This is a genomic window from Brevundimonas sp. EU05-FHT14B11 (assembly GCF_058790835.1).
In genome coordinates this window covers 721,391-746,420 of the sequence record NZ_JBYTCY010000002.1, presented here as the reverse complement: position 1 = coordinate 746,420, position 25,030 = coordinate 721,391, and the positions used below count along the sequence as shown (strand labels likewise).

The following is a 25,030-nucleotide window of genomic DNA, read 5'->3' as shown; positions in this document are numbered from 1 at the left end:
CTTGAGCTAGGGCGAGACAGCCCGGGCGGCGTCGCGCAACCGGCCCAGGGCGTCGAGGCGGGCGGCCTCGGGCGACGGGCCGACGGAGACGCCGGTCTCGCCGACCAGCAGAGCCCGGTCGCTGTCCGGGTTGTACCGGGGCCATTCGGGCTGGCCCGCGGCGTCCGGCCGACCATCCCGCGCGAACGCCGCCCAGTAGTCGGCCATGGCCGTGGCGATGCGCTGGTCGGCCTCGGAATAGTCGCCCTTCAGCCGGCCCAGGGTGTCGAAGCCGTAGCCGAGGTCCGAGGCGTGCGGCGCTCCCGACCATTCGCGTCGCTTGCTCTCGGCGACATAGCCGAAGCTGTAAAGCCAGACCGGATGGCCCGCGGCCGCGTCGAGTGCGGCCAGCCGCCGGGCCGGTTCGACGAAGGTGAGCTCGGACGGCATGGCCCGGTTGAGGGTGTCGGAGGTTCCGTAGATGGTCATCAGGTCCGGCTTGGAGACCTCGACGTCCTCCAGCGTGCGGTCGGCGACCATTCCGCGCAGGAAGGACGGGATCGAGCCGAGCTCGAAATTGGTGGCGCCGATGATCAGGGGTACGGGAGCCTGCTCCCCGCGCGTGAAGGCGTCGAGGGTCTGGGTGGTGACCAGCCGCCCGTCGATGATCGGGCCGGTGAATGTGTTCCGCTCAGGGTTCAACAGGTCCAACCGCCCGCGCACCCGCTCGGCCGGAAGGGCCCGGAGGTCAGCCGCCGTGGCGCTCCTGAGGTTGACCGAGGCGGCGAAGGCCTCGCCGACGCTTTCGCCCGATCGCTGGCCGGCCGGCGCCGTGAGGGGCGGCAGGTGGTCGCGGCCGCCGCCGGACTGGACGACGGCCCCCCGGAACAGACCCCGGGCCTCGGCCATGGTCATCAACTGCAGGACCGAGCCGCCGCCGGCCGACTGGCCCATGATGGTGACCCGCTCGGGGTCGCCGCCCAGGGCGTTGATGTTGTCGTGCACCCAGCGCAGCGCCGCGACCTGGTCCATCAGGCCGTAGTTGGCCGTCGGCGCGTCGCCCGCTTCCGCCGTCAGGGCGGGATGGGCGAAGAAGCCGAAACGGCCGAGCCGGTAGTTGAAGGTCACCACCACGACGCCGCGCGAAGCCAGCCGGGCGCCGTCGAAGAGCGGTTGGCTGCCGGAGCCCATGATGAAGCCGCCGCCGTGGATCCAGACGATGACGGGGAGGGGCTCCGCCGTCCGTGTCTCCGGGGCCCAGACGTTCAGGGTCAGGCAGTCCTCGCTGGTCGGCTGTTTCGACTGGGTGTCGTCCCAGCCGGGGCGGGGCTGGATGCAGTCGGCGCCGAAGGCCGAGGCGTCGCGCACGCCCGTCCAGGCGGCTGCGGGCCGGGGCGCCCGCCAGCGCAGGTCGCCGACCGGCGGGGCGGCGTAGGGAATGCCCTTGAACGACCGGACGTCGCCTTCGTCCACCCCGACCAGCGCGCCTTGCGGGATCTGGGCGGTGACCGGGGTCCCCGGCGTCGTGGACGGCGGCGTCTGGGCGCAGGCCGAGCCGGCCGCCAGCGTCAGGCCCAGGCAGGCGGCGGTCCATGCGGCGCGCACGCTCCGCGATCGACGTGTCTGATCCATCTGAGATTTCTCCCGGATCGGCCGACGGAGTACAGTTCCGCCCCTTAAGCCAGATCACTTGCGCATCACGCTATGCAGATGCATAACGAATGTCGAGTGACCTTCGGCGGCGCGGATTTCGAACACAGAGTCGAACGCTTCGCCGGCAAGGACGGCACTCAGGAAACGAAGGATTTCGGGCGAGTTGTCTTGGAAACGCGGGTGAACCTCAGAGTCCAGCAAAGAGAAGCGACCCAGGCGAGCCTGCTTCAGGCGGCGCTGGAGGTCTTCTCCGAAAAGGGCTTCGACGGCGCCTCGACGCGAGAGATCGCGGCCCTGGCCGGCGCGCACAACGCCCTGATCAAATACCACTTCTCCAGCAAGGACGCCCTCTGGCGAGCCGCGGTCGCCTTCCTGTTCGAACGGCAGGCCAAGGAGCTGGCGCTGCCGAGGCCGGACGATCCTGTCCACGCCGATTTCCGGGCCTATGCCAAGGCGGTTATCCGCGCCGTCGTCGTCTATTCGGCCAAGCATCCCGAACACGCCCGGCTGATGATGCAGGAGAGCATGCGCGACAGCGAGCGCCTGCACTGGGCCACCGACAGCTTCATCGCCGACATCAGCAAGGTCTCGGCCCGGTTCATCGAAATGTGCAAACGGGAAGGCATACTGCCGAACGTTTCCACGCCGGCGCTGGTCTACATCTTCGTCGGCGCCGCCCAGACCTTCTACACCCTGGCGCCCGAGGTTCGCCGCGTGTGGAATATCGACCCGTCCGACCCGGACGTCATCGAGGCGCATATCGAGGCGCTGACACAGGTTCTTGTCCGATAGTCCGGACGCTCACATGATCCAGAACAGGAACACTCCCATGATCCGCCGCATCGCCTTCGTCGCCGCCCTGTCCCTCGCCGGAGCCGCGCCGGCCCTGGCCCAAACCGCTCCGGCGCCCGCCGCCGAAGCGCCGGCCAAGCCGAAATTCTCGATCGACATGACCATGGCCGACCTGACCGCCGACCCCCAGGCGCGGGTGGTGGTCGGCGCCTTCTTCGAACGGCGCCGGATCGCCGCCGGCCAGCCGCCGATGACGCCGGAAGAAACCGCCAGCATCAGCGAGATGATCGCCGGCCTGACGCCGCGCCAGCTGGCTGAGTTCCCGCAGGCCAATCTGGACGACGCGGCCCTGGCTGAGCTGGACGCCGCGCTGGCCGCCATCCCGGCGACCCCGCCGACCCAGTAAGCCACAGCAGACCGAAGGGGCGGCCAGACCGTCGTCAGCAACCGCCCGTCGCGGCGGCGAGGGAGAATTGCGCCATGTCGATGCTCAAGCTGGTCATGGCGGCCCTGGCCTGCCTTCTGTTGTCGGTCGGCGCCGTTCGCGCCGAGGGGGAACCGACGGACCGGCCCGTCGCCTTGAGAACCAACGGGGCCGTCGATCCGATCGGCGTGGATACGCCCCGGCCCCGGTTGTCATGGCGGCCGCCGGTTCGCGGGCAGACCGCTTGGCAGGTGCGCGTCGCGGCGTCTGAACGCGACCTGGGCGAGGGACGGCTGCTGTGGGACAGCGGGCGGACGGCGTCGCCGACCGCCGCCGCCGCGACCTATGACGGCCCCGTGGCGGCGTCCCGGGAACGGCGCGTGTGGCAGGTCCGCTTGTGGGATGAACGTGGCCGCGCCACGCCCTGGAGCACGCCGGCGTCCTGGGAGGCCGGGCTGCTCCAGCCGGGCGATTGGCAGGGGCGCTGGATCCAGCGCAACGCGACGGCCCCGACCGGCTGGTCCGACGCGGTCATCACCGTCGACTTCACGCTGCGGGGGCGCATGTTCGATGTGCTCTTCCGGGCCAGCCCGGTCGGCAAGACCTATGGCGAGGCCTATGCCTGGCGCATCTCCGAGGACGAGGGCGGCGCCGCCGTCCTGATCGCCCAGGTCCGCGATTATCCGGGCGGCAGCCGCTCGATGGTCAATCAGACTGCCCTGAAGACCGTGCCGCTGGGCCTTTCGGCGGAGGCGCTGCGCCAGGGACGCCATGTCCTGAGCATCGAGGCTGTGGGCGACCGGATCGTCACCCGCCTGGACGGACGTCAGGTCGACGCGCTCCGCGACGCCAGCCAGACGCGGGGTACAGTCGGCTTCCTGGCCCCAGCCGCCGATGCGGCCGTGATCCACGGCCTTTCGATCGCGCCGGCGTCGGCCTCCGACGGCCCGGCCTTCGAGACCCGGTTCGAGCGGGGCGAGAATCCCCTGAGCGGCGGGAGCGTCGGCCCGGACGGCCTGCTGCTGCCCTCGGGGGTGCCGACCAAGGACATCGTTCTGCCCCTGTCCAATCCCGCGCCCCTGCTGCGGCGGGACTTCGATCTGGAAGCGGGCGAGATCGCTTCCGCCCGGCTGTATGTCGCCGTCGGCGGCTGGGCCGATATGACGGTGAACGGCACGCCCCTGTCGGAACTGCCGATGGCGCCGGGGTGGACCGACTACGATCATCGGGTCCTGTATCAGGCCTATGATGTCGCGCCGCTGCTGGCGCGAGGGCGGAACGTGCTGGCGGCCGAACTGGGGCGGGGCTGGTACGGCGTCACCGAGCCCAATGAATGGTATTTCCATCAGGCGGCATGGCATGCCGAACCGGCCCTGCGCGCGCAGCTGGAGATCGTCTTCGCCGACGGACGCCGTCAGGTGATCGCCTCCGACCGGAACTGGAAGACCGCCGACGGGCCGACCCGCCACGACTCCATCTACGCCGGCGAACGCTATGACGCCCGGCTGGAGCCGCAGGGCTGGAGGACCGCCGCGTTCGCTGCGAACGACTGGACGCCGGCGATGGAAGCGGCAGGCCCGCGCGGCGCCCTCGTCGCCGCCGCGGCCGAGCCGATCCGTCCGATCGAGGACCTGCGCCCGGTCGCACGCACCGAGGTCCGTCCGGGCGTCTGGGTGTTCGATTTCGGACGCATCCTGACCGGGCGGCCCCGCCTGACGATGTCGGGAGCGAACGGACGGACGGTCAGCCTTGTCCTGACCGAGAAGAAGGCCGAGGACGGAACCGCTCTGGTGGCCAGCGGCCTGATCGACGCCCAGCTGCAGACGCTGCGCTACACCTTCTCCGGTGCAGGGACGGAACGTTGGGCTCCGCGTTTCAGCTATGCCGGGTTCCGCTATATCCAGGTCGAGGGCCTGGACGCGCCGCCGGCCGACGACTTCGTGGTCGCCGAGATCATCCATTCCGACGTGCCCCGGATCGGCGCCTTCGAGAGCGGCAATTCCTTGCTGAACCGAATCCAGCAGGCGTCGCAGAACGCCCTGCTGAACAACATGCACGGGCTGATGACCGACACGCCCAGCCTGGAGAAGAACGGCTGGACCGGAGACGCCCAGGCGTCGTCGGCCGCCGCCGGGGTGAATTTCGGGATGGCGCGGGTCTGGACCAAATGGCTGGCCGACTTCCGCGACGCCCAGGCGTCCAGCGGGGAGCTGCCCGAGATCGTGCCCTCGACCTCATTCTACGGCTTCGAGCAGACGCCGGGCTGGTCCTTCATCTGGGGACCGACGCCCGCCTGGGACGCGGCGATGTTCGTGATCCCGGACGAGCTGGTGCGCCACTACGGCGACGAGACCATCCTGGCGGCGATGTACGAGGCCCAGAAGCGGCTGGTCGACTACACCGGCACGCTCATCACCGCGCCCGACTTCACCTATGCCCGAGGCTTGGGCGACTATGCCGGGAAGGGGCCCTTCGGTCCGGTCGATGCGACGTCCTCGGCCTATTATTTCCACATGGTGTCGATGCTGGCGCGCAACGCGGCGGCGCTGGGCAAGGCGGAGGACGCGGCGCGGTACGGCGAGCTCGCTGGGCGCGTTCGCGAGGCCTACAATCGGAAATACTGGAATGCGGCGGCCCGGCGCTATCTGACGCCGCCGATCGCGAACGGTCCGACGCCGCCGTTCAGCCAGACCCAGAACATCCTGCCGCTGGCGTTCGGCCTGGTTCCGGACGGTGAGGCGCAGGCCGTCGCCGATGCGGTGGCCGCCGATCTGGAAGCGAACGACCTGACCCTGACCATGGGCGTCTACCCGCTGCGCTACGCCATGACCCTGCTGACCGACCACGGCCATGCGGACACCGTCTACCGGACGGCCACGCGCACGACCCAGCCCAGCTGGGGCTTCTGGCTGGAGAACGACATCAACTCGATGCTGGAGGGGTGGGGACTGACCTCCCGATCCTGGAACCACCACTATTTCGCGTCGATCAGCGACTGGTTCTACGAGGGGCTCGCCGGCATCCGGTCCGCGTCGCCCGGCTATGCCGATCTGGTCATTCGCCCGGCCTTGCCGTCGGGGCTGGATCACGCCGCCGCCACGATCGACGCGCCGCGTGGACAGATCCGGTCGGCTTGGCGCCGTGACGGGACCCAGGCCGTGCTCGACGTGGTCGTCCCCGGAGCGACCCGGGCGGAGATATGGCTACCCAACGGCGGCGAGCGCCTGGCTCGCCAGCCCCGCGGCGCGCGCTACCTGCGGGTCCAGGACGGCCACGCGGTCTATGCGGTGGGCTCCGGGGCTACGACCTTCACCTTCACGCCGAACTGAGACGCGCCGGACATGTCAGCACCATCGTCCCTTTCCGGGGCCATCACCCATCACGCCGGGGAAGCGGGCGACCGTGCAGCGCTGATCCAAGGCGGGACGGTCCTGAGCTACGCCGTCCTGGATCAGCTGATGGACCGGACCGCCGCCGCGCTGCAACGGGACGGGCTGTCGGTCGGGGATCGCGTCGCCCTGCTGGGTGAGCCGGGACTGGCCTACGCCGTCGCCTTCCTCGGCGCCGTGCGGGCCGGGATGACGCCCGTTCCGCTGGCGACCGGCGTCACGGCCGAAGTGCTGGCCGCCATGCTGGGCGACGCCCGGCCCGCGCTGGTGTTCGCTGACAGCGCCCAGTTCGGCCGGATCGAGACATCCGAAGGCGGTCCCCTGGTCGTCATCCTCGACGGCGAGGGCGAGGACGAAGGGGCCTGGCCGGCCTGGCTGGCGACGTCCGGCGCGGCGCCGACCGCCGTCGAGATCGCGCCGGGCGCGGCGTTCAACCTGATCTATTCATCGGGCACCACGGGGGTCCCCAAGGGCATCATCCACTCCCACGCCATGCGCGAGCGGCAGATGGGCGCCTTGGCCGGCCTGTTCGGTTCCCAGGCCGTCACCCTGCTGACGACGCCGATGTATTCGAACACGACGCTGGTCACCCTGCTGCCGGCCCTGCTGTCGGGCGGCACGGTCGTCCTGATGCGCAAATTCGATGTGGGCGAATTCCTGCGCCTGGCCGAACAGCACGCGGCGACCCACACCATGCTGGTTCCGGTGCAGTACCAGCGGCTGATGGCGAGCCCCCTGTTCGACGGCGCGGACCTGTCGGCGTTCCTGCTGAAGCTATGCACCAGCGCGCCGTTCTCGGTCGAGCTGAAGTCCGAGGTGCTGCGGCGCTGGCCCGGCGGCCTTCTGGAGCTGTTCGGCATGACCGAGGGCGGCGGCGTCTGCCTGCTGCCTGCCCATCTGTTCCCGCACAAGCTCCACACCGTCGGCATGCCCGCACCGGGCGCCGACATGCGGATCATCGACGACGCCGGCCTCGAACGGGCGGTCGGGGAGGTCGGCGAGATCGTCAGCTACTCCGAGCAGATGATGATGGCCGGCTATCACAATCGTCCCGAGGCGACCGCGGCCGGGCGCTGGGAGTCCGCGGACGGCCGGGCCTTCATCCGCACCGGCGATCTGGGGCGGTTCGACGAAGACGGCTTCCTGGAGATCGTCGGGCGCAAGAAGGACATGATTATCTCGGGCGGATTCAATATCTACCCGGTCGATCTTGAGAAGCAGCTGGATCAGCATCCGGCGGTGGCCGAGTCCGCCGTCGTGGGCGTGCCGGACGAGAAATGGGGTGAAACCCCGGTGGGGTTCGTGGTCGGCGCGTCGGATGTTGATGTTGAGGCCGTCCGGGCCTGGGCCAATGAGCGGCTTGGGCCGGTTCAGCGCCTGTCCGCCGTCATCCGCCTGGACGAACTGCCGCGCAACGCCCTGGGCAAGGTGTTGAAGACCGCGCTGGCCGACTTGGCGGCCCGCTGAGTCCCGTCAGGGCCTGGCGAGGTCCTGGACCGTCAGCCAGTTGAGCAGGTCGTCGATCCAGAAGTCGCTGCTGGTTCCCTGATGGTTCATGCCGAAGCCGTGCCCGCCCTTGGCGTAGACGTGCAGTTCGGGCTGCCGGGTCCCGCGCGAGGCGGCCTGGTAAAAGCGCAGGACCGTCGGGGCGGCCAGTTTGTCGTCACCGGCGACGGCCAGGAACACCGGAGGCAGGTCCGTGGGCACGGGCGCGTCGTTGAACGCGGCGCCGTAGATCAGGCCGGCGAAGGCGGGACGGGCGGCCGCGTCCGGGGCCAGCAGGGCGCCGGCGGTCACTCTCGCTCCGGCCGAGAAGCCGATCATACCGACCTTGGCCGGATCGACGCCCCAGTCCGCCGCGCGGCTGCGCACCAGGGCCAGGGCCTGGAGGCCGTCCTCGACGCCGGGTGCAGCGGCGTCGTCCAGGTTCAACTCGCCGCCGCGCGCGCTCGCCTGGGCCATGAAGACGAAGAATTCGCGCCAGAGCTGGCGGTCGTCGACCGGCGTCTCGATGGTCCGGTACTTCAGCACGAAGACCGTGACGCCGTGAGCGGTCAGCGCCCGGGCGACGTCCACGCCCTCGGCCTGCATGGTCAGAAAGCGGAAGCCGCCGCCCGGCGCGACGATGACGGCGGCGCCGGTCGCGGTCCCGGGCGCGGGTTGGAAGACCTGCAAGGTCGGCCGGGTGACGTTGCGCACCACCTGGAAGGCGCCGGTGGGGAAGGGGCTGACCGCCTCGACCTGAGTCGCATGTTCCGATCCCGGGGCCGCGCCCGGCCAGACGTCGAACGCGGGCGACTGGGCCCGGGCGGGGAGGGCGAGGGCCAGGCAGGCGGCCAACATGAGTCCGAGACGGGTGATCGGGGACGACATGGGACAGACCTCCTGGGCGGCGACGGCGGCGATCATCTCGCCCTTCGGAGCGTCCGTGTGCGGACGGCGACACGGGATAGCTAGCCCCGCGCGGTTTGGTTATGCAATCGCTCAAATAATTGTTGACGACACTTTTGAAATAACGGAACCTCCGCTCACAATCTGGGACGACAGGTTCAACTGTCGCTGGGAGTGATTAATCGGCCCCCCGTTTCTCGGTCGCGCCGATGTCCGGAAACAACCGCCGAGGCGGACAGGTCCACGAGGCCTGGGGGGATGACATATGCGAAATGCGACCTTGACCATGAGACTGCTGGCGACGACCGCTCTCGTCTTTCTCGGCGTCAGTGCGGCCGGAGCCGCGGCGGCGCAGGTCGCGCCCGCTCCGTCGAGCGCGCCCGAGGACGAGCCGGTCGCGATCGATGATGTCGTGGTGACCGGCACTCTGCTGCGCGGCGTCGCGCCGACGGGCACCAATGTGGTCAGCGTCGATCGCGAGGACATCACCCGGACCGGCGTGGCGTCTTCCAACGATCTGCTGGCGCGGATCCCGCAGATTTCGAACTCGTTCAACGGCGCGCCCCAGCCCGGCGGCACGATCGCCCTGCCGATCAACCGGCCCAACATCCGTAACCTTGGCGCCTCGGGCGGCTCGACGACGCTGGTCCTGCTGAACGGGAACCGTCTGGTCGGCGCCGGGGTCCTGCAGACCTCGCCGGACCCGAGCATCATCCCGCCGGGCATGATCGAACGCGTCGAGGTCATCCCTGACGGCGGGTCGTCCATCTATGGCTCCGACGCCATCGGCGGCGTGGTCAACTTCATCACCCGCAAGCGCTTCGACGGCGTCGAGCTGACCGGCCGCTACGGCGTCGCCGACGGCTACGACCAGTCCGACCTGAACCTGACGGCGGGTCACGACTGGACCGGCGGTTCGGCCATCATCTCCTACGCCTACGCCCGGCACAGCAACATCATCGGCGCCGACCGGGACTATTTCACCCAGGACCTGCGCAGCCGGGGCGGCTCGGATCTGCGGTCGAACGCCTGTTCGCCGGGCACGATCACGACCCCCAATCCCTTCTCTCCGCTCCTGCCGGGCGTGAACTACACCCTGCCGAGCCGGACGCCGGGGACGAACCTGTGCGACGAAGCCGATGTCATCGACTTCTATCCGGAAGAAGAGCGTCACAGCCTGTTCGCCGCGGTCACTCATAACCTGAGCGACCGTCTGGTGTTCGAAGCGACCGGTTATTACGCCCAGCGCGAGACCACCCGTCGGGGCATGTCGGCCACCGAAGGCACCGGCATCCGGGGCAGCGGCACAATCACGGCGGCGAACCCCTATTTCCAGTCCGTCGCGGGCGAGCTCGGCCACTCCGTCGCCTTCAACTATTCGGCGGCCTGGGGCGTCGATGCGCCCGAGAACACCAGCCGCTTCACCTCCGCCGGCTTGACGCCCTCGCTGACCTATCAGCTGACCGACGATTGGCGCCTGCGCGGTTCACTGAACTGGGGCCGGAGCACCAACCTGGTGCGGACCTGGCAGATCAACACCGCCGCGGAAGCCGCGGCGCTGGCGGGAACGACGACCGCGACCGCGCTCAATCCCTACAATGTCGGCGCCACCAACCGGGCGGTGCTGGACGGGATCATCAATTTCCAGAGCTATGGCCACTCGGTCCAGGAAATCCGCGAAGTCCGCGCCGTCGCCGACGGCGTGCTGTGGAGCCTGCCCGCCGGGGAGGTGAAGGTGGCCCTGGGCGCCGAGTATCACGAGGAGACGATCGACGCCGAGCAGGGAGCCGGTCCGCCGTCCGCTCTGGTTCTGGGCGAGGCCTCCGCCAAGCGGGACGTCAAATCGGTCTTCGGCGAAGTGCTGGTTCCGGTGTTCGACAGCGTCTCGCTGGGATCGTTCGATCTGTCCGCTTCGGTGCGCTACGATTCCTATAGCGACGTCGGCGACACGACCAATCCCAAGATCGGGTTCAACTACCGCCCCATTCCGTCGCTGACCGTGCGCGGCAACTGGGGGACCTCGTTCCACGCGCCGAGCCTGGCGGACATGGGCCAGGCGGTCGATACGCGCGCCCAGGTCCTGAGCGTCAGTCCGTTCCTTCCGGCCGGCAGTCCCTTCACCGACCTGTTCCGCCCCACCATCCTTCTGGCGGGGGGCAACCCCAACCTGAAGCCGGAAGAGGCCGACACCTGGTCGCTGGGCTTCGACTGGAAGCCCGAGGGCGCGCTGGACGGCTTTAGCGCCAGCGTGACCTATTTCAACGTCGCCTTCACCGATGCGATCGGCCTGGCGCCGTTCCTGAGCGGCGCGCCCTTCTTCGCCAACCCCGCCTATGCCTCCTACTTCATCCGCAATCCGACCCAGGCCCAGGCGCTTGCGGCCACTTCCGGAATGCGGGTCGAGGGGGCGCCCAGCATCGCGGCCCTGTACACCGGCTTCCTGACGCCGGCCGTCCTGATCGACGCGCGCCGCACCAATCTGGGCACGCTCGATGTCGACGGCATCGACTTCAATCTGCAGTATTTCCGCCCCGCCGATTTCGGGGCCTGGCACGTCGGCCTGGCCGGCACCTATAACCTGACCCGCGACAGCCGCCCCATCGCCGGCGGTCCGGTGACCGACGAGTTCAACAACGGATCCAGCCCCTATTCCCTGGTGGGATCCGCGGGCGTGTCGATCGATGCGTTCGCCGTCGAACTGACGGTCAATCACAACGCCGCGGCGGATGTGCAGGGCATCGTCGGCCAGACCGAGATCGACAGCTTCACCACGGTCAATCTGTTCGCCGCCTATGACCTGTCGTTCGGCGGGGTCCTGAGCGACACGACGCTGACCGTCAATCTCGACAACCTGCTCGACGAAACGCCGCCGTATTACAATGCGGCCGGCGGCACGGCGAACGGCGCGACCCTGGGGCGGATGATCTCGGTGGGCATTCGCAAGACGTTCTGATCCTGAGCCGGAGCGGTCTCCCGGGCCGCGACGACTTGACTGGCCGACGTGGATCAGCCTCCGCGTCGGCCCATTTTTTTGGTGTGTGTCTGATGCGGTCGCGACTTCTCCAACGTCTTCTTCTCGGCGCCGCGATCGTGAGCTGGAGCGGGACCGGCGTCCTGGCCCAGACCGGGCCGCATCCCTCGGCCGTCCCGGCGTCCGCGCCCGGCGCCGCTGCCCCCCTGGCGTCTCCCGAGGCGCGGGCCGACGCCCTGATCGCGCGCATGACGCTGGAAGAGAAGGTCGGTCAGATCAGCCAGCAGTTCGTGCTGGGCAGCGCCGCGCCGGTCGAGGCGCGGGTGCGGGCGGGCGGGCTGGGGTCCCTGTTGTTCGTGCGCGATCCCGTCGTCATCAACCGTCTGCAGCACATGGCGGTGGAGGAGACCCGGCTCGGGATCCCGCTGCTGTTCGGCTACGATGTCGTGCACGGCTTCCGGACCATCTTCCCGGTGCCGCTGGGCATGGCCGCGACGTGGGACCCCGATCTGGTCGAGCAGTCGCAGGCGGTCGCCGCCGCCGAGGCGCGCGCGACGGGCATCCACTGGACCTTCGCCCCTATGCTGGACATCACGCGCGACCCGCGCTGGGGCCGTATCGTCGAAGGCCCAGGCGAGGACCCCTACCTCGGCTCCGTTCTGGCGCGCGCTCAGGTTCGGGGCTTCCAAGGCGAGACCATCGGAGGGCCCGGCCGGGTCATCGCCGGCCCCAAGCATTTCATCGGCTACGGCGCGTCCGAAGGCGGGCGGGACTACGATAGCGTCAACCTGTCCGACAACCAGCTGTACAACGTCTATCTGCCGCCCTTCGTCGCCGCCATCGAGGCGGGCGCGGGCAATGTCATGAGCGCCTATATGGAGCTGAACGACGTGCCTGCGGTGGCCAACGACTGGCTGTTGAACGACCTGTTGCGCGGCGAACTGGGCTTCGAAGGCTTCGTGGTCTCGGACGCCAACGCCGTGCGCAGCCTGATCCCGCAGGACTTCTCCCTGGACCCGGTGGACGCCGCGGTGCGGTCGGTCAGGGCAGGGAATGACATGGAGATGTCGCTGGGGACCGGCGCCTTCGGCCAGCTGGTCGACGCGGTCCGGCAGGGGCGGCTCGAGGAGGCGATCATTGATCGCGCCGTGCGCCGGGTGCTGGTCGCCAAGTTCCGGATGGGCCTGTTCGAACAGCCCTATACCGACCCCGCGCTGACGGAGGGTGTGCTGTCGGCGCCCGCGCATCGCGATCTGGCGCGGGTGGCGGCGGAACGGTCGATGGTGCTGCTGCAGAACACCGGCGGCCTGCTGCCGCTCGAGCGCGGCGCGCACCGGCGCGTGGCCGTGATCGGGCCGATGGCGGACTCGCCCATCGACACCGTCGGTCCTTGGTCTTTCGCCGACAAACCGGACGAGACCGTGACCCTCTATGAGGGCGTGAAGGCCGAGCTGAACGGGGCGGCCGAGGTCGAAACCGCGCCTGGCGTCCAGCTGCGGCGCGGGACGGCGTCGATGTTCGCCGCCCTGAGGCCGCAGCCGCGACGCTGGACCGAAGCCCAGGCCGACGAGGAGTTCGCGCGGGCGGTTGAACTGGCCGGTCGGTCTGATCTGATCGTGCTGGTGGTCGGCGAGGACTTCTACATGAGCGGCGAGCAGGCCTCGCGCGTGTCCCTGTCCCTGCCGGGACGCCAGCAGGCGTTGATCGACGCCGTCGCCGCCCTGGGCAAGCCCGTGGTCATGGTGATGATGAACGGTCGGCCGCTCGATATCCGCGACGCCCAGGCCAAGGTCCCCGCGATCCTGGAAGCATGGCATCCCGGGTCCGAAGGCGGCGCGGCGGTGGCCAACGTCCTGTTCGGGGACGTGAACCCCGGCGGTAAGCTGCCTGTGACCTGGCCGCGCGAAGCGGGTCAGATCCCGCTCTACTACGCGCACAACGCGACCAAGGAGCCCGCGGGCGTCGCCACCCGATACTGGGATGAGGCGTCCACGCCGCTGTACCCGTTCGGCTATGGGCTCAGCTATACGACGTTCGGCTTCTCCGACATCGCCATCGATCGGCCTGTCGTGGCGCGGGACGGACGCATCACCGTTTCGGCAGTCGTCACCAACACCGGCGACCGCACGGGCGACGAGACCGTTCAGCTCTACATCCATCAGCAGGCGGGCCGGGCGACGCGCCCCGTTCGCGAGCTGAAGGGCTTCCAGCGCGTCACCCTGGCTCCCGGCGAAAGCCGCACCGTGACCTTCACCCTGGGCGAAGCCGAGCTCCGCTACTGGAGCGCGGCGGAACGCGGCTGGGTGATGGATCCCGGCGCCTTCGACGTCTGGATTGGCGGGGATTCCCGGGCCGAACTGCACACCACCTTCGAGGTTCGCTGACGCGAACCCCGAAGGCCGGCGGCAAGGGTCAGGCGGCGGCCGCCCCCCGGCCCAGTCCTGCGCCCTTCCAGCCGTACCAGGCCACCACGGCGAAACAGGCCGCGGGCAGCAGGAAGGCGACGTTGGCGCCATACAGGTCGGCGATCCGTCCCATGGGCCAGGGCAGCAGCACGCCGCCGCCGATCGCCATGACCATCAGCGACGAGGCCTTCTTGGTCCCGCTTCCCAGTCCGGTCGTGCCCAGGGCGAAGATGGTCGCGAACATGGTCGACATGAAGAAGAAGACCGCGATCAGGGCGATGGGCGAGATCCGCTCGATCCCGGCCGCGACCACCAGGGTCAGCGCCACGTTGACCAGGCCGTAGGTGGTCAGAAGGGTGCGCGGTTTGACCCGCAGCAGCAGCGCCGTCGCGGCGAACCGCCCGACCAGATAGCCGATGGCGGCCAGCGACAGCATGAAGGCGCCCTGCTGCGACGTCAGGCCCGTCCAGGTGTGGGTGACCAGATTGATGAAATAGGCGCCGATGCCGACCTGGGCGCCGATGTAGAGGGCCTGGGTGACGACGCCGGCGATGAAGTGCGGCTGTTGAGCGAGGGAGCGGGCAGGGGCGTCGCCCGCGGCCGCGTCGCCGTGATCCGACAGGCCCGTCTCGGGCAGCCGGGCGCGCCAGACGGCGACGGCGAAGACCAGCACCGCCACCGCGATCAGGCCATACACGGTCTGGATCGAACGGGTCGCGCCGCCCAGGGCTGCCGTGGTGCTGGGGCTGAAGAAGACCGCCCCGCCGATCAGCGGGCCGAAGAAGACGCCCAGGGCGTTGAAGGACTGGGCCAGGTTGAGCCGCTGCGACGCCTTGGCCGGGTCTCCCAGCACATTGACGTAGGTGTCGGCCGAGGTCTCGAGGATGCACAGGCCGGCGGCCAGGACGAACATCGATCCGACGAACGGCAGGAAGGCGCCGGCCGCCGCGGCCGGGATGAACAGCAGCGCCCCGAACGCGGTCACCGCCAGGCCCGAGACGATGCCGACCTTGTAGCCTCGGGCGTGCAGCAGCATTCCGGCCGGGAAGCTGATCAGCAGATAGGCGCCGAAATAGGCGATCTGCAGCCAGGAGCTGTCGGCCTGGCTGATGCTCAGGGTCTCCTGGAAATGCTTGTTCAGGACGTCCAGCAGGCCGTAGGCCAGCCCCCAGATCAGGAAGCAGGCGATGGCGAAGGCCAGGGGGCCGCGCAGGCTTCCCCCCGGTCGGGCCAGCCCGCCCGGCGTGTGGGCCGCGTCCGTTTCGATGACCATGAAATCCTCCCTCTCGGCCCCGTCTTTCGCGGCGGCTTGGTGTGCTTTTCAGATGCGGTAGGTCGCCTCGGCGTTGGCGGCGAACAGCCGCTCCCGCTCGTCATCGCTGAAGCCGGCGGTGATGGCGTCGAAGGCCGAGAATACGGCGTCGAAACTGCCGTGGACCTTGTCGACCGGGAAGTCGCTGGCGAACATGGCGCGCCCGGCGCCGAAGGCCTCGATGCATTCCAGCGCCACGGGCCGGATCGACTCTGTCGTCCAGGCGCGGTCGGTGATGCCCAGGCCGGAGATCTTGATCGAGACCTGCGGCCGGGCGGCGAGCCCGCGCAGGCCGTCGCGCCAGGCCGCTATCCCCGCCGGGTCGCGATCGGTCGGCAGGCCGGCGTGATTGACGATGAGGGGAATGTCCGGATGGCGGTCGGCCAGCGCCGCCGCCGCGGCCATCTGCGACGGATAGAGCTGAAGGTCGAATGACAGGCCGTACCGCGCCAACCGGGCGAAGCCGGCCTCCCACGCGGGGTCCAGCAGCAGGTCGCGGGCGGTATAGGTCTTGGCCGGATCAGCGTGCCAGCAGACGATCTGACGGACGCCGCGCACATTGCGCCTGGCGGCGTGCGCCTCCAGCAGGGCGTCGAGATCGGGGTCCAGCAGGTCCGCGCCGGCGACGATCCCCTGCGGGAAGCCGCTGTCGTCGGCGAGGGTTTGCAGCCAGTCCGTCTCGGCCAGCTGCGCGCCGCGCGGCAGACCGCATTCCACATGGATGATCTTGTCGACTGTCCAGCCGGCGGTGTCGGCACGGTAGTCGGCCAGGCCGTAGTCGCGGTGGGCGATCGGGCTCATGTCGCCGGCCGGATTGTGGGGCAGCGGCTCGTCCTGAAGCCAGGCATAGTGTGCGCGCGACAGGTCCCACAGGTGGACATGCGGATCGACGATGCGGATGTCCCTGCCCACCTGCTGCATGCCCCTAGTAGGTCGTCCGGCCGCCGGAGGTGTCGAAGGTCGAGGCGGTCGTGAAGCTGCATTCCTCGGACGCCATGAAACAGACCATGGCGGCGCTCTCATCGACCTCGCCCAGTCGCCCCATGGGGATCTTGGAGCGCATGTAATCGACCTGGCTTTGCGGCATCTGGGCCAGGATGGGGCTCTCGAAGGTGGCGGGCGTCAGACTGTTGACGATCACGCCCGAGGTGGCCAACTCCTTGCCCAGCGACTTGGTCAGGCCGATCACCCCGGCCTTGGAGGCGGAATAGGCGGAGGCGTTGGGGTTGCCCTCCTTGCCCGCGACGGAGGCCACGTTGACGATCCGTCCGTAGCCGTTCTCGAGCAGATAGGGCACGACCGCGCGGCAGCAGTAGAAGACGCCGTTCAGATTGATGTCGATGACCCGCCGCCAGCTGTCGATCGGGAAGTCCTTCACCGGCACGGTTGCGCCCGTGATCCCGGCCGAGGCGATCAGGATATCGAGGCCGCCCAGTGCCTCTTTGGCGGCGCGGGCGGCGTCAGCCACCGCGTCGGGGTCAGAGACATCCAGTGCGACCGTATGGGCCGCGCCGATCCCGTCGGCGGCGGCGGACAGGGTTTCGGCGTTCAGGTCCCAGAGCGAGACCTGGCCGCCTTCGGCGACGATGCGGGCGGCGGCGGCCTTGCCCAGGCCCGACGCGCCGCCGGTGACGATGGCGCGGCGACCGGAAAAGCGGCCTTCAAACACGGACATTCAGGCGGCCTCTTCGGTGGCGGCGCGCCAGGCGACGACAGTCTGCCGTTGCTGGCCCAGTTTCTCGATGCCCAGAGTCATGACGTCGCCGGGCTTCAGGTAGAAGGGCTCCGGCTTCTGGCCCAGGCCGACGCCGGGAGGCGTGCCCGTGGTGATCAGGTCGCCGGGCTCCAGCGTCATGAACTGGCTGACGTAGGACACGATCTCGGCCACGCCGAAGATCATGGTGCGGGTGTTGCCGGTCTGCATGCGCTTGCCGTTCAGGTCCAGCCACATGTCCAGGTCTTGCGGATCGCCGACCTCGTCAGCAGTGACGACCCATGGGCCGACGGGGCCGAAGGTGTCGCAGCCCTTGCCCTTGTCCCAGGTGCCGCCGCGCTCCGTCTGGAAGGCGCGCTCGGAGACGTCGTTGATCAGCACATAGCCGGCGACGTGATCCAGGGCCTGCGCCTGCTCGACGTACGAAGCGGCCCTGCCGATGACGATGCCCAGCTCGACCTCCCAGTCGGTCTTTTCGGAGCCGCGCGGGATCATGACCTCGTCGTTCGGACCGGTCAGGCAGGTGATGGCCTTCATGAACACGACCGGCTCGGTCGGTTCGGGCAGACCGGACTCGGCGGCGTGGTCGGCGAAATTCAGGCCGATGGCGATGAATTTCCGGCTGCCGTTCACCGGCGTTCCCAGACGGGGCTCGCCCTCGACGAGCGGAAGGCTTTCAGGATCGACGGCCTTCAGCCTCGCCAGACCTTCGCCGTGCAGCAGGTCCGGCGTGATGTCGGGGACGAGGCCGGACAGGTCGCGGATGCGGCCTTCACCGTCCAGAAGGCCAGGTTTCTCAAGGCCTTTGGGGCCGTAACGCAACAATTTCATCAGGACGCCTGGCGGGGGTAGGGGCGGTGAAGGGCGATGTCCCGGTTCAGCTCGACGCCGAACCCGGGGAGGTCGGGAACCTTGAGCTTGCCGTTCACGGGCACGGGCTCGCCGATCAGCTGCGGATGGAACATCGGCACGACCTCGTCGGCCTTGGGCGCCATCATCAGGAACTCGGCGAACGGGCTGTCATGGCGCGTCACCACGAAATGGTAGCTGTAGACGGACGATCCGTGCGGGATCGTCAACACCTTCCGGGCGTCGGCCATGTCGGCGATCTTGATCAGCTCGGTCAGGCCGCCGCACCAGCCCACGTCCGGCTGGATGATGTCGCAGCACTCCATCTCCAGCAGCATGCGGAAGCCCCAACGGGTGGCCTCGTGCTCGCCCGTGGTGACCAGCATGCCGGGAGGGGCGGCCTTCTTCAGCGCCTGATAGCCCCAGTAGTCGTCGGGGCTCAGCGCCTCCTCGATCCACTTCAGGCCGTGGTCGTTCGCCGCGTGGGCGAGGCGGGTCGCATAGTCCAGGTCCAGCGCCATCCAGCAGTCGAACATCAGCCAGAAGTCGTCCCCGCAGCGCGACCGCATCTCGGCCAGCTCGGCGATGTTCTTCGCGAACCCCTCGTCGCCCTCGGCCGGGCCGTGGTGCAGGGGCATCTTGCCGCCGATGAAGCCCATCTGCTTGGCTAGGTCGGGGCGGGCGCCGGTGGCGTAGAAAGTCAGCTCGTCGCGCACCGGTCCGCCCAGCATGGCGAACACCGGCTCCTGACGCAGGCGGCCCAGCAGGTCCCACAGCGCCAGATCGACGCCTGAGATGGCGTTCACGACCAGACCCTTGCGGCCATAGTACTGGGTCGAGAGATACATCTGGTCCCAGATGGTCTCGACGTCGGAGGGATCGCGGCCTTCAAGGAAGCGGGCCAGATGCTTCTCGACGATATAGGCGGCCGGTTGGCCGCCGGTCGTCACCGCGAAGCCGACGACGCCGTTCTCGGCCTCGATCTCGACCACCAGGGTGCCCAGCACATTGATGCCGAAGCTGCGGCGGCTCTGCCGATACTCGGGATATTTCGACATCGGCGTGGCGATGTGGTCATCGATCCAGTGGCCGTCCGACTGGTCGTGATAGTCGGCGCCGCCGCCCCGCACCACGAAGGCGCGCACGGCCTTGATCCTGGACAGCCGGCTCACGCGGTGCGGTTCCGGTGATCGTTTCCCATATTTCGGGATGGCACTGGCGCTTCTCCGTGCTCCACGTCAAACTGGCTGTCAATCGCCGCTTTGCTTGCGTGTTTTGCTACATTCTGAAACAGGTGCTTACGTGATGGGACAAACTGCGTCAATCGAGACGGGCGAGCCCGAGGAGGCCGCCAAGGCTTCCGGCAGCCAGACGCTGCTGCGCGGTCTGGACGTCATCGACGCCCTGATCGACGGCCCGCTGTCGCTGGCCGAACTTTCGGAACACCTGCAGCTGACGCGCAGCACCACCCACCGCCTGGCGTCGGCGTTGGTGGATCGGCGCCTGCTCTCGTTCCGCCCGCGCGAGGGCTACACCCTGGGCCCCAAGCTGCTGGAGCTCGGCCATGCGGCCAGCCAGCAGATGCATCTGCCGCGCATCGCCCGCCCATGGCTGGAGCAACTGTCGGCGGCCACCGAGGACACCGTGCATCTGGGCGTGCTGGACGGACGCCACGCCCTCTACCTGGACAAGGTCGGCGGGCGTCGGCGCATCAACATCGGATCGCGTCTGGGCGAGCGGCATCCGATCGCATCGACGGGCCTGGGCAAGGCCTTGATCCTGGACAAGACCGAGGCGGAGTGGACGGACTTCTATTCGCCGGAGGGGCAGCCGTTCGATTCCGCCGCCCGCGCCGTCTGGCTGGAACGGATGCGCGGCTACGCGGCCAAGGGCTACGCCTTCGACCTCGAGGAGAACGAGGACCAGATCCGCTGCGTCGCAGCCCCCGTGCGCGGGGTGGACGGCCAGGTGATCGCCGCCATCAGCGTCTCCAGCGCCGCCCAGTACATGAGCGACGCCCGCATGGCCGAACTGACCGTGACGGTCATGGACGCCGCCAACGCCATCAGCCTTGATCTCGGCTGGTCGCCCAAACCCTGAACCCTCACCGGAGTCCGCATGCTGCTTGAAAACAAGGTGGTGCTGGTCACCGGCGCCTCGCGCGGGATCGGCCGGGCGACCGCGATCGAAGCGGCGCGGCAGGGTGCGGACGTCGCCATCAACACCTTCAACGACGCCGAAGAAGCCACCGCCGTGCTCTCGGCGGTCGAGGCTCTGGGGCGGCGGGCGATCGCGGTCGACGGCGACGTGGCCCTGCCCGAGAGCGCGCCGGCCTTCGTGGCGGCGGCGGTCGAGGCGTTCGGGCGGGTGGACGTCTTCGTCTCCAACGCCGGCATCTGCCCGTTCCACGCCTTCCTCGACATGCCGGTCGAGACCCTGCGCCGGACGATGGAGGTCAACCTGCACGGGGCCTATTTCATGGTCCAGGCGGCGGCCAACCAGATGGTCAGGCAGGGCAGGGACGCCGAGGGCCGGGGCGGCTCCATCGTCGCCATCAGCTCGATCTCCGCCTTGGTGGGCGGCGAGATGCAGACTCACTACACGCCGACCAAGGCCGGGGTGCACAGCCTGATGCAGTCCTGCGCCGTCGCCCTGGGCCGGCATGGCATCCGGTGCAACTCCGTCCTGCCGGGAACGGTCGCGACCGACATCAACAAGGACGATCTCGCCGATCCGGACAAGCGCCGTTACATGGAAGGCCGCATTCCCCTGGGCCGGCTGGGCCGGCCTGAGGACATCGCCGGCGTCGTCGCCTTCCTGGCCTCGGACATGGCGTCCTACATGTCCGGCGCGGCCTTGCTGGTTGATGGCGGCGCCCTGGCGAACTTCCAGTAGGGCGCGGGCGATGAAGGCTGCATCCATCGGCGACTACCGCGAGCTCGCCCGGCGGCGACTGCCGCGCTTCCTGTTCGAGTACATCGACGGCGGCTCCTATTCGGAGACGACCCTGCGCCGCAATGTGTCGGACCTGCAGGACATCGCACTGCGCCAGCGCGTGCTGCGCGACGTGTCGAACATCGACCTGTCGACCACCCTGTTCGGCCAGAAGAGCGCCCTGCCGGTCGCCCTGGCGCCGATCGGGCTGGCCGGGATGAACGCCCGGCGCGGCGAGGTTCAGGCGGCCCGGGCGGCGGCCGCCTTCGGCGTGCCCTTCACCCTGTCGACGGTCTCGGCCTGTCCGATCGGGGAGGTCGCGAAAGGATCGCCGGCGCCGTTCTGGTTCCAGCTCTACATGATCCGCGACCGCGCCTTCATGAAGGACCTTCTGACGCGGGCGGCCGAGGCGGGATGTCCCGCCCTGGTCTTCACGGTCGACATGCCGGTGCCGGGATCGCGCTATCGCGACCTCCGGTCCGGCCTGGCCGGCGCGCCGGGGCTTGCGGGCGATGTGAGGCGGATCTGGCAGGCGGTGCAGCGGCCGGCCTGGGCGTGGGAAGTGGGGATCAACGGACGCCCGCACGCCCTGGGCAATGTGGCCCCGGTCTTGGGCGACGGCTCCGGCCTGGAGGACTTCTTCGCCTGGATGCGGAACAATTTCGATCCCTCCGTGACCTGGAGCGATCTGGAATGGGTGCGGGATCAGTGGAAGGGACCCCTGATCATCAAGGGGCTGCTCGACCCCGAGGACGCCCGGGCGGCGGTGGACCTGGGCGCCGATGGCCTTGTGGTGTCCAACCACGGCGGCCGCCAGCTGGACGGCGCCCTGTCGTCCGCGCGCGCGCTGCCGGCGATCGCGGAGGCGGTTCAGGGGAAGGTCACGGTCCTGGCGGACGGCGGCGTGCGCAGCGGGCTGGATGTGGTGCGGATGCTCGCGCTCGGCGCCGACGGCGTCCTCATCGGACGGGCCTGGGCCTATGCGCTGGCGGCGCGGGGTGAAGCCGGCGTGACGCACGTCCTGGAGCTTCTGGCCGCCGAGATGACCGTCGCCATGGCCCTGTCCGGGGTGACCTCGGTCGATGCGATCTCCGGAACCATGCTGGCGCGTTGAACCGAAGGGCGTCGCCCGACGTCGGCGTCAGACGTGACGGACCGGGGCGCCGTCGATCCAGCTCTGTGCGACGGACAGGTCCTTGTTGAGGATCAGAAGGTCCGCGGCGAACCCCGGCGCGATGTGGCCGCGTTCGCGCTCCAGGCCCAGGAAGGCGGCCGGAGCGGCCGAGGCCATCATGACGGCGGTCGGCAGGTCGAGGTCCAGCAGGTCGCGGGCGTTGCGCACGGCGGCGGCCATGTCGAGGTCGGAGCCCGCCAGCACGCCGCGCTCGTCCAGACAGGCGCCGTCCTTCACCGAGATGCGGCGGCCCTGAAGGTAGAAGTGGTCACTGCCCGCATTGACGCTGGGCATGGCGTCGGTGACCAGCATGAAGCGGTCGGCGGGACGGCAGCGCAGCGCCAGCTTCAACACCACCGGATCGACGTGGTGGCCGTCGATGATGATCCCGCACCAGGCGGTAGTGTTCTCCAGCGCCGCCCCGACCACGCCGGGCTCGCGGCTGGTCAGCGGCGACATGGCGTTGAACAGGTGGGTGAAGCCGGTCACGCCGGCGTCCAGCGCCGTTCGGGTCGTCGCATGGTCGGCGTCCGTATGGCCGGCGGCGACCACGGCGCCGTCCGCGACCAGGGCCGCGATCATGTCGGGCGAGGTCATTTCCGGGGCCAGGGTGATCAGGGTCCGGCCCGTCTTCATCCGGGTCAGCAGGCGTACGGCTTCGGCGTCCAGGGTACGGAACTTGTTGGGGTCGTGGATGCCCTTGCGGGCGACGTTCAGGAACGGGCCCTCGACGTGGATGCCCAGCACCCCGGGCACGCCCTCGGCCATGGCCTGTTCGACCGCGTCGATGGCCCGGTCGATGACCGACAGGTCGTCGCTGATCAGGGTCGGCAGGAAGCCGGTGGTGCCGAAGCGCCGGTGGGCCGCGCCGATGCGGGCGATGGTCTCGACCGTGGGGGCGTCGTTGAACAGGACGCCGCCGCCGCCGTTGACCTGGGTGTCGATGTAGCCGGGAACCAGCCGGTCGCCGTTCAGGTCGTGATCCGTCGCCTCCGGGAAGGCGGCGCGCACGGCGGCTTCCGGTCCGACGGCGGCGATGCGGTCGCCGTCAATGACCACGGCGAGGCCTTCGTGAAAGGCGTCCTCGGCCAGAATCCGCCCGTTATACAGCAGGATGGGCATCAAACGGTCTCGGTCACCTTGTTGAGATAGGGCGGTCGGTCGGGATCGAAGCCGCGCGCCGTCGAGAGCGTCGCCGCCAGCCGATAGAAGCTCTGGATCAGCAGGATCGGCTCAAGCCACGGATGGCTGTGCACGGTGGGCAGGGCGACGACGCCGGGCGCGGTCGTGGCTCCGGCGAAGAAGACCCGGGCGCCCCGCCGGGCGAAGTCGGCGGCCAGATCCTCGGCGTCGTCGCGCGTCGCGTCCGACTGGGGCAGCAGCAGGACGGGGAAGCCGGTCTTGACCAGAGCCATCGGGCCGTGACGGACCTCGGCGGTGCTGAACGCCTCGGCGTGCAGGCCGCAGGTCTCCTTCAGCTTCAGCGCCGCCTCGCGGGCCACGCCGAAGCCGACGCCGCGGCCGACGACATAGAGGCTGGTTGCATCGGTCAGGGCGGGCAGGGCGGCGGACCAGTCCTGTTTCCAGGCGGCGTCCAGCTGTCGCGGCAGATCCTTCAGTCCGGCGGACAGGTCGGGGTCGCCGCTCCATTCCGCGACCAGATGGGCGATGGCGCTGAGGCTGGCGATGAAGCTCTTGGTCGCGGCCACCGACAGCTCCGGGCCCGCGCGCAGCGGAACGGTCAGGTCGGCCACGTCCGACAGGGGCGAGCCCTCAACATTGACCAGGGCGATGACGAAGGCGCCGCCCGCCTTGGCGGCGGCGGCGGCGGCGACCAGGTCCGGGCTCTTGCCCGACTGCGAGACGGCGAAGCAGACGCCGCCGGGAATGCGCGGCGTGAGCCCGTAGACCGAGCTGAGAGCCAGAGGGGTGGGACTGGTCAGGACGCCGGTCTCGGCTTCGATCAGATAGCGGGCGAAGACCCCGGCGTTGTCCGAACTGCCCCGGCCGCAGATCAGGGCGGCGGTGGGCGGGTGCGCGCGCAGATAGGCGGCGGCGCGGGCGACGATCCCGGCGTTGTCACGCAGCTGGGCGGCGACCACGGCCGGGGCCTCGGCGGCCTCGGCGAACATCTTCGTGCCTTCGGCGCGCATCAGGCGGGGCCGTCGTTCAGTTCGGCGACGAAGTCATAGGCGTCGCCGCGATAGTAGGACTGGGTGACCTCGACCGCCTGACCAGCGTGGAAGGCGCGGCGCTCGATCAGCAGCCCGGCCGCCCCGGCGGTCGTGCCCAGCAGTTCGGCCTGCTCGTCGTTGAACAGGATGGCCCGCAAGCGCTGAAGCGCGCGATTGGGGCGGTAGCCGGTGTCGGCCAGGGCGCGGTACAGCGAGGCGCCGACCGCATCGAGGCCGGGCAGGCAGGCCGCGGGGATGGTCGAATACTCCAGCGCCATCGGCAGGCCGTCGGCGTAGCGGATGCGGCTGAAGCGATAGACCGGCGTGCCGGGGCTGAGCCCCAACGTCAGCGATTCCTCGGGCGTCACGGCGCCTTCGCTGCGGTTCAGCCAGGAACTTGTCGCCTTGCGGCCACGCGCGGCCATGTCTTCCGAGAAGGACGTCAGCTTGGAGAAGCTCTTCTCCACCCGGGCGGCGACGAAGGTGCCGGCGCCCTGGCGGCGGGTCAGCAGGCCCTCGGCGACCAGGCCGTCGAACGCCTTGCGCACCGTGATGCGCGACACCGCCAGGCCCGAGGCGAGGTCGCGTTCGGGCGGCAGGGCCTCGTCGGGTTTCAGGGCGTGACGCTCGATCGCCTCGCGCACGGCGTGCTGCAGCTGCTGGTACAGCGGCGCCGGACGCTGGGCGTCCAGCGGGCCTATGGCTTCGAGAAACGACATTACGCCCCGTCCAATTCAAACAGCCCGTTTGATACGCCCATCTGAACGCAAGTCATGCGACCAATCAAGTACCAATATAATAAAAGAATAGGCCCAATTATCATTTTGGTCTTGCGCGCCGTGATTGTTTGATGAAAGTCTCGTGTCAAC

19 protein-coding genes are annotated in these 25,030 nt (G+C 69.2%); 9 read left to right on the top strand and 10 right to left on the bottom strand.

Going from position 1 to position 25,030, the window contains the following annotated elements; genetic code table 11:
- Positions 1-6: 6 nt before the first annotated feature.
- Positions 7-1,611, bottom strand: coding sequence for a carboxylesterase/lipase family protein (locus AC3WRV_RS11120; RefSeq protein ID WP_492313288.1), 1,605 nt, complete (start codon positions 1,609-1,611; stop codon positions 7-9).
- 201 nt (positions 1,612-1,812) lie between these two features.
- Between AC3WRV_RS11120 and AC3WRV_RS11115 the strand changes: the two genes are divergently transcribed.
- The 4 genes from AC3WRV_RS11115 to AC3WRV_RS11100 all read left to right on the top strand — a co-directional run bounded on the left by AC3WRV_RS11115 (position 1,813) and on the right by AC3WRV_RS11100 (position 7,704).
- Positions 1,813-2,424 (top strand): TetR/AcrR family transcriptional regulator, encoded by a 612-nt coding sequence (locus AC3WRV_RS11115; protein ID WP_291833561.1) that lies wholly within the window; start codon positions 1,813-1,815, stop codon positions 2,422-2,424.
- Between the two features lie 37 nt (positions 2,425-2,461).
- Positions 2,462-2,830, top strand: coding sequence for a hypothetical protein (locus tag AC3WRV_RS11110; RefSeq protein WP_492313287.1), 369 nt, complete (start codon positions 2,462-2,464; stop codon positions 2,828-2,830).
- A 74-nt stretch (positions 2,831-2,904) separates the two neighbouring features.
- Entirely contained in the window at positions 2,905-6,177 is a 3,273-nt protein-coding gene (locus tag AC3WRV_RS11105; protein ID WP_492313286.1) for a family 78 glycoside hydrolase catalytic domain, read from the top strand.
- Positions 6,178-6,189: 12 nt separating this feature from the next.
- Positions 6,190-7,704 carry a class I adenylate-forming enzyme family protein gene (locus tag AC3WRV_RS11100; protein ID WP_492313285.1) on the top strand — a complete coding sequence of 505 codons (1,515 nt, stop codon included), beginning with the start codon at positions 6,190-6,192 and terminating at the stop codon, positions 7,702-7,704.
- A 6-nt stretch (positions 7,705-7,710) separates the two neighbouring features.
- On the opposite strand, the gene AC3WRV_RS11095 is transcribed toward AC3WRV_RS11100, so the two are convergent.
- Complete coding sequence (locus tag AC3WRV_RS11095) at positions 7,711-8,646, bottom strand: alpha/beta hydrolase (RefSeq protein ID WP_492313284.1); 936 nt, start codon at positions 8,644-8,646, stop codon at positions 7,711-7,713.
- A gap of 268 nt (positions 8,647-8,914) precedes the next feature.
- Here AC3WRV_RS11095 and AC3WRV_RS11090 point away from each other — a divergent pair, with 268 nt between their 5' ends.
- Both AC3WRV_RS11090 and bglX read left to right on the top strand, forming a co-directional pair.
- On the top strand, positions 8,915-11,581 hold the full coding sequence (locus AC3WRV_RS11090) for a TonB-dependent receptor (protein ID WP_492313608.1): 2,667 nt from the start codon (positions 8,915-8,917) through the stop codon (positions 11,579-11,581).
- 137 nt (positions 11,582-11,718) lie between these two features.
- Complete coding sequence (bglX, locus tag AC3WRV_RS11085) at positions 11,719-13,983, top strand: beta-glucosidase BglX (RefSeq protein ID WP_492313283.1); 2,265 nt, start codon at positions 11,719-11,721, stop codon at positions 13,981-13,983.
- 28 nt (positions 13,984-14,011) lie between these two features.
- On the opposite strand, the gene AC3WRV_RS11080 is transcribed toward bglX, so the two are convergent.
- From AC3WRV_RS11080 to rhmD, 5 genes are read right to left on the bottom strand one after another with little or no spacing between them, the layout of a single operon-like run.
- Positions 14,012-15,277, bottom strand: a complete 1,266-nt coding sequence (locus tag AC3WRV_RS11080; RefSeq protein WP_492313282.1) for an MFS transporter — start codon at positions 15,275-15,277, stop codon at positions 14,012-14,014.
- 48 nt (positions 15,278-15,325) lie between these two features.
- Entirely contained in the window at positions 15,326-16,237 is a 912-nt protein-coding gene (locus AC3WRV_RS11075; protein ID WP_492313281.1) for an amidohydrolase family protein, read from the bottom strand.
- A gap of 4 nt (positions 16,238-16,241) precedes the next feature.
- Positions 16,242-16,991, bottom strand: a complete 750-nt coding sequence (locus AC3WRV_RS11070; RefSeq protein ID WP_492313280.1) for an SDR family NAD(P)-dependent oxidoreductase — start codon at positions 16,989-16,991, stop codon at positions 16,242-16,244.
- Positions 16,992-17,861 (bottom strand): 2,4-didehydro-3-deoxy-L-rhamnonate hydrolase, encoded by an 870-nt coding sequence (locus tag AC3WRV_RS11065; RefSeq protein WP_492313279.1) that lies wholly within the window; start codon positions 17,859-17,861, stop codon positions 16,992-16,994.
- Positions 17,861-19,051: an L-rhamnonate dehydratase gene (rhmD, locus tag AC3WRV_RS11060; protein WP_492313278.1), complete on the bottom strand. Its 1,191-nt coding sequence runs from the start codon at positions 19,049-19,051 to the stop codon at positions 17,861-17,863. Before rhmD ends, AC3WRV_RS11065 begins: the two co-directional genes overlap by 1 nt.
- A gap of 133 nt (positions 19,052-19,184) precedes the next feature.
- Here rhmD and AC3WRV_RS11055 point away from each other — a divergent pair, with 133 nt between their 5' ends.
- Genes AC3WRV_RS11055 through lldD form a run of 3 tightly spaced genes read left to right on the top strand, consistent with a single transcriptional unit; the run spans position 19,185 to position 21,927 of the window.
- A complete protein-coding gene (locus tag AC3WRV_RS11055; RefSeq protein WP_492313607.1) occupies positions 19,185-19,979 on the top strand; it encodes an IclR family transcriptional regulator in 795 nt (264 codons plus the stop codon).
- Positions 19,980-19,997: 18 nt separating this feature from the next.
- Positions 19,998-20,774: an L-rhamnose 1-dehydrogenase Lra1 gene (lra1, locus tag AC3WRV_RS11050; protein WP_492313277.1), complete on the top strand. Its 777-nt coding sequence runs from the start codon at positions 19,998-20,000 to the stop codon at positions 20,772-20,774.
- Positions 20,775-20,784: 10 nt separating this feature from the next.
- Entirely contained in the window at positions 20,785-21,927 is a 1,143-nt protein-coding gene (lldD, locus tag AC3WRV_RS11045; protein ID WP_291835843.1) for an FMN-dependent L-lactate dehydrogenase LldD, read from the top strand.
- Positions 21,928-21,954: 27 nt separating this feature from the next.
- Here the strand turns inward: lldD and nagA are convergent, their stop codons facing one another.
- Genes nagA through AC3WRV_RS11030 form a run of 3 tightly spaced genes read right to left on the bottom strand, consistent with a single transcriptional unit; the run spans position 21,955 to position 24,880 of the window.
- Positions 21,955-23,109, bottom strand: coding sequence for an N-acetylglucosamine-6-phosphate deacetylase (gene nagA / locus AC3WRV_RS11040; protein WP_492313276.1), 1,155 nt, complete (start codon positions 23,107-23,109; stop codon positions 21,955-21,957).
- Positions 23,109-24,140, bottom strand: a complete 1,032-nt coding sequence (locus tag AC3WRV_RS11035) for an SIS domain-containing protein (RefSeq protein WP_492313275.1) — start codon at positions 24,138-24,140, stop codon at positions 23,109-23,111. The genes nagA and AC3WRV_RS11035 overlap by 1 nt, the downstream gene beginning before the upstream one ends.
- Positions 24,140-24,880 (bottom strand): GntR family transcriptional regulator, encoded by a 741-nt coding sequence (locus AC3WRV_RS11030; protein ID WP_492313274.1) that lies wholly within the window; start codon positions 24,878-24,880, stop codon positions 24,140-24,142. The genes AC3WRV_RS11035 and AC3WRV_RS11030 overlap by 1 nt, the downstream gene beginning before the upstream one ends.
- Positions 24,881-25,030: the final 150 nt, after the last annotated feature.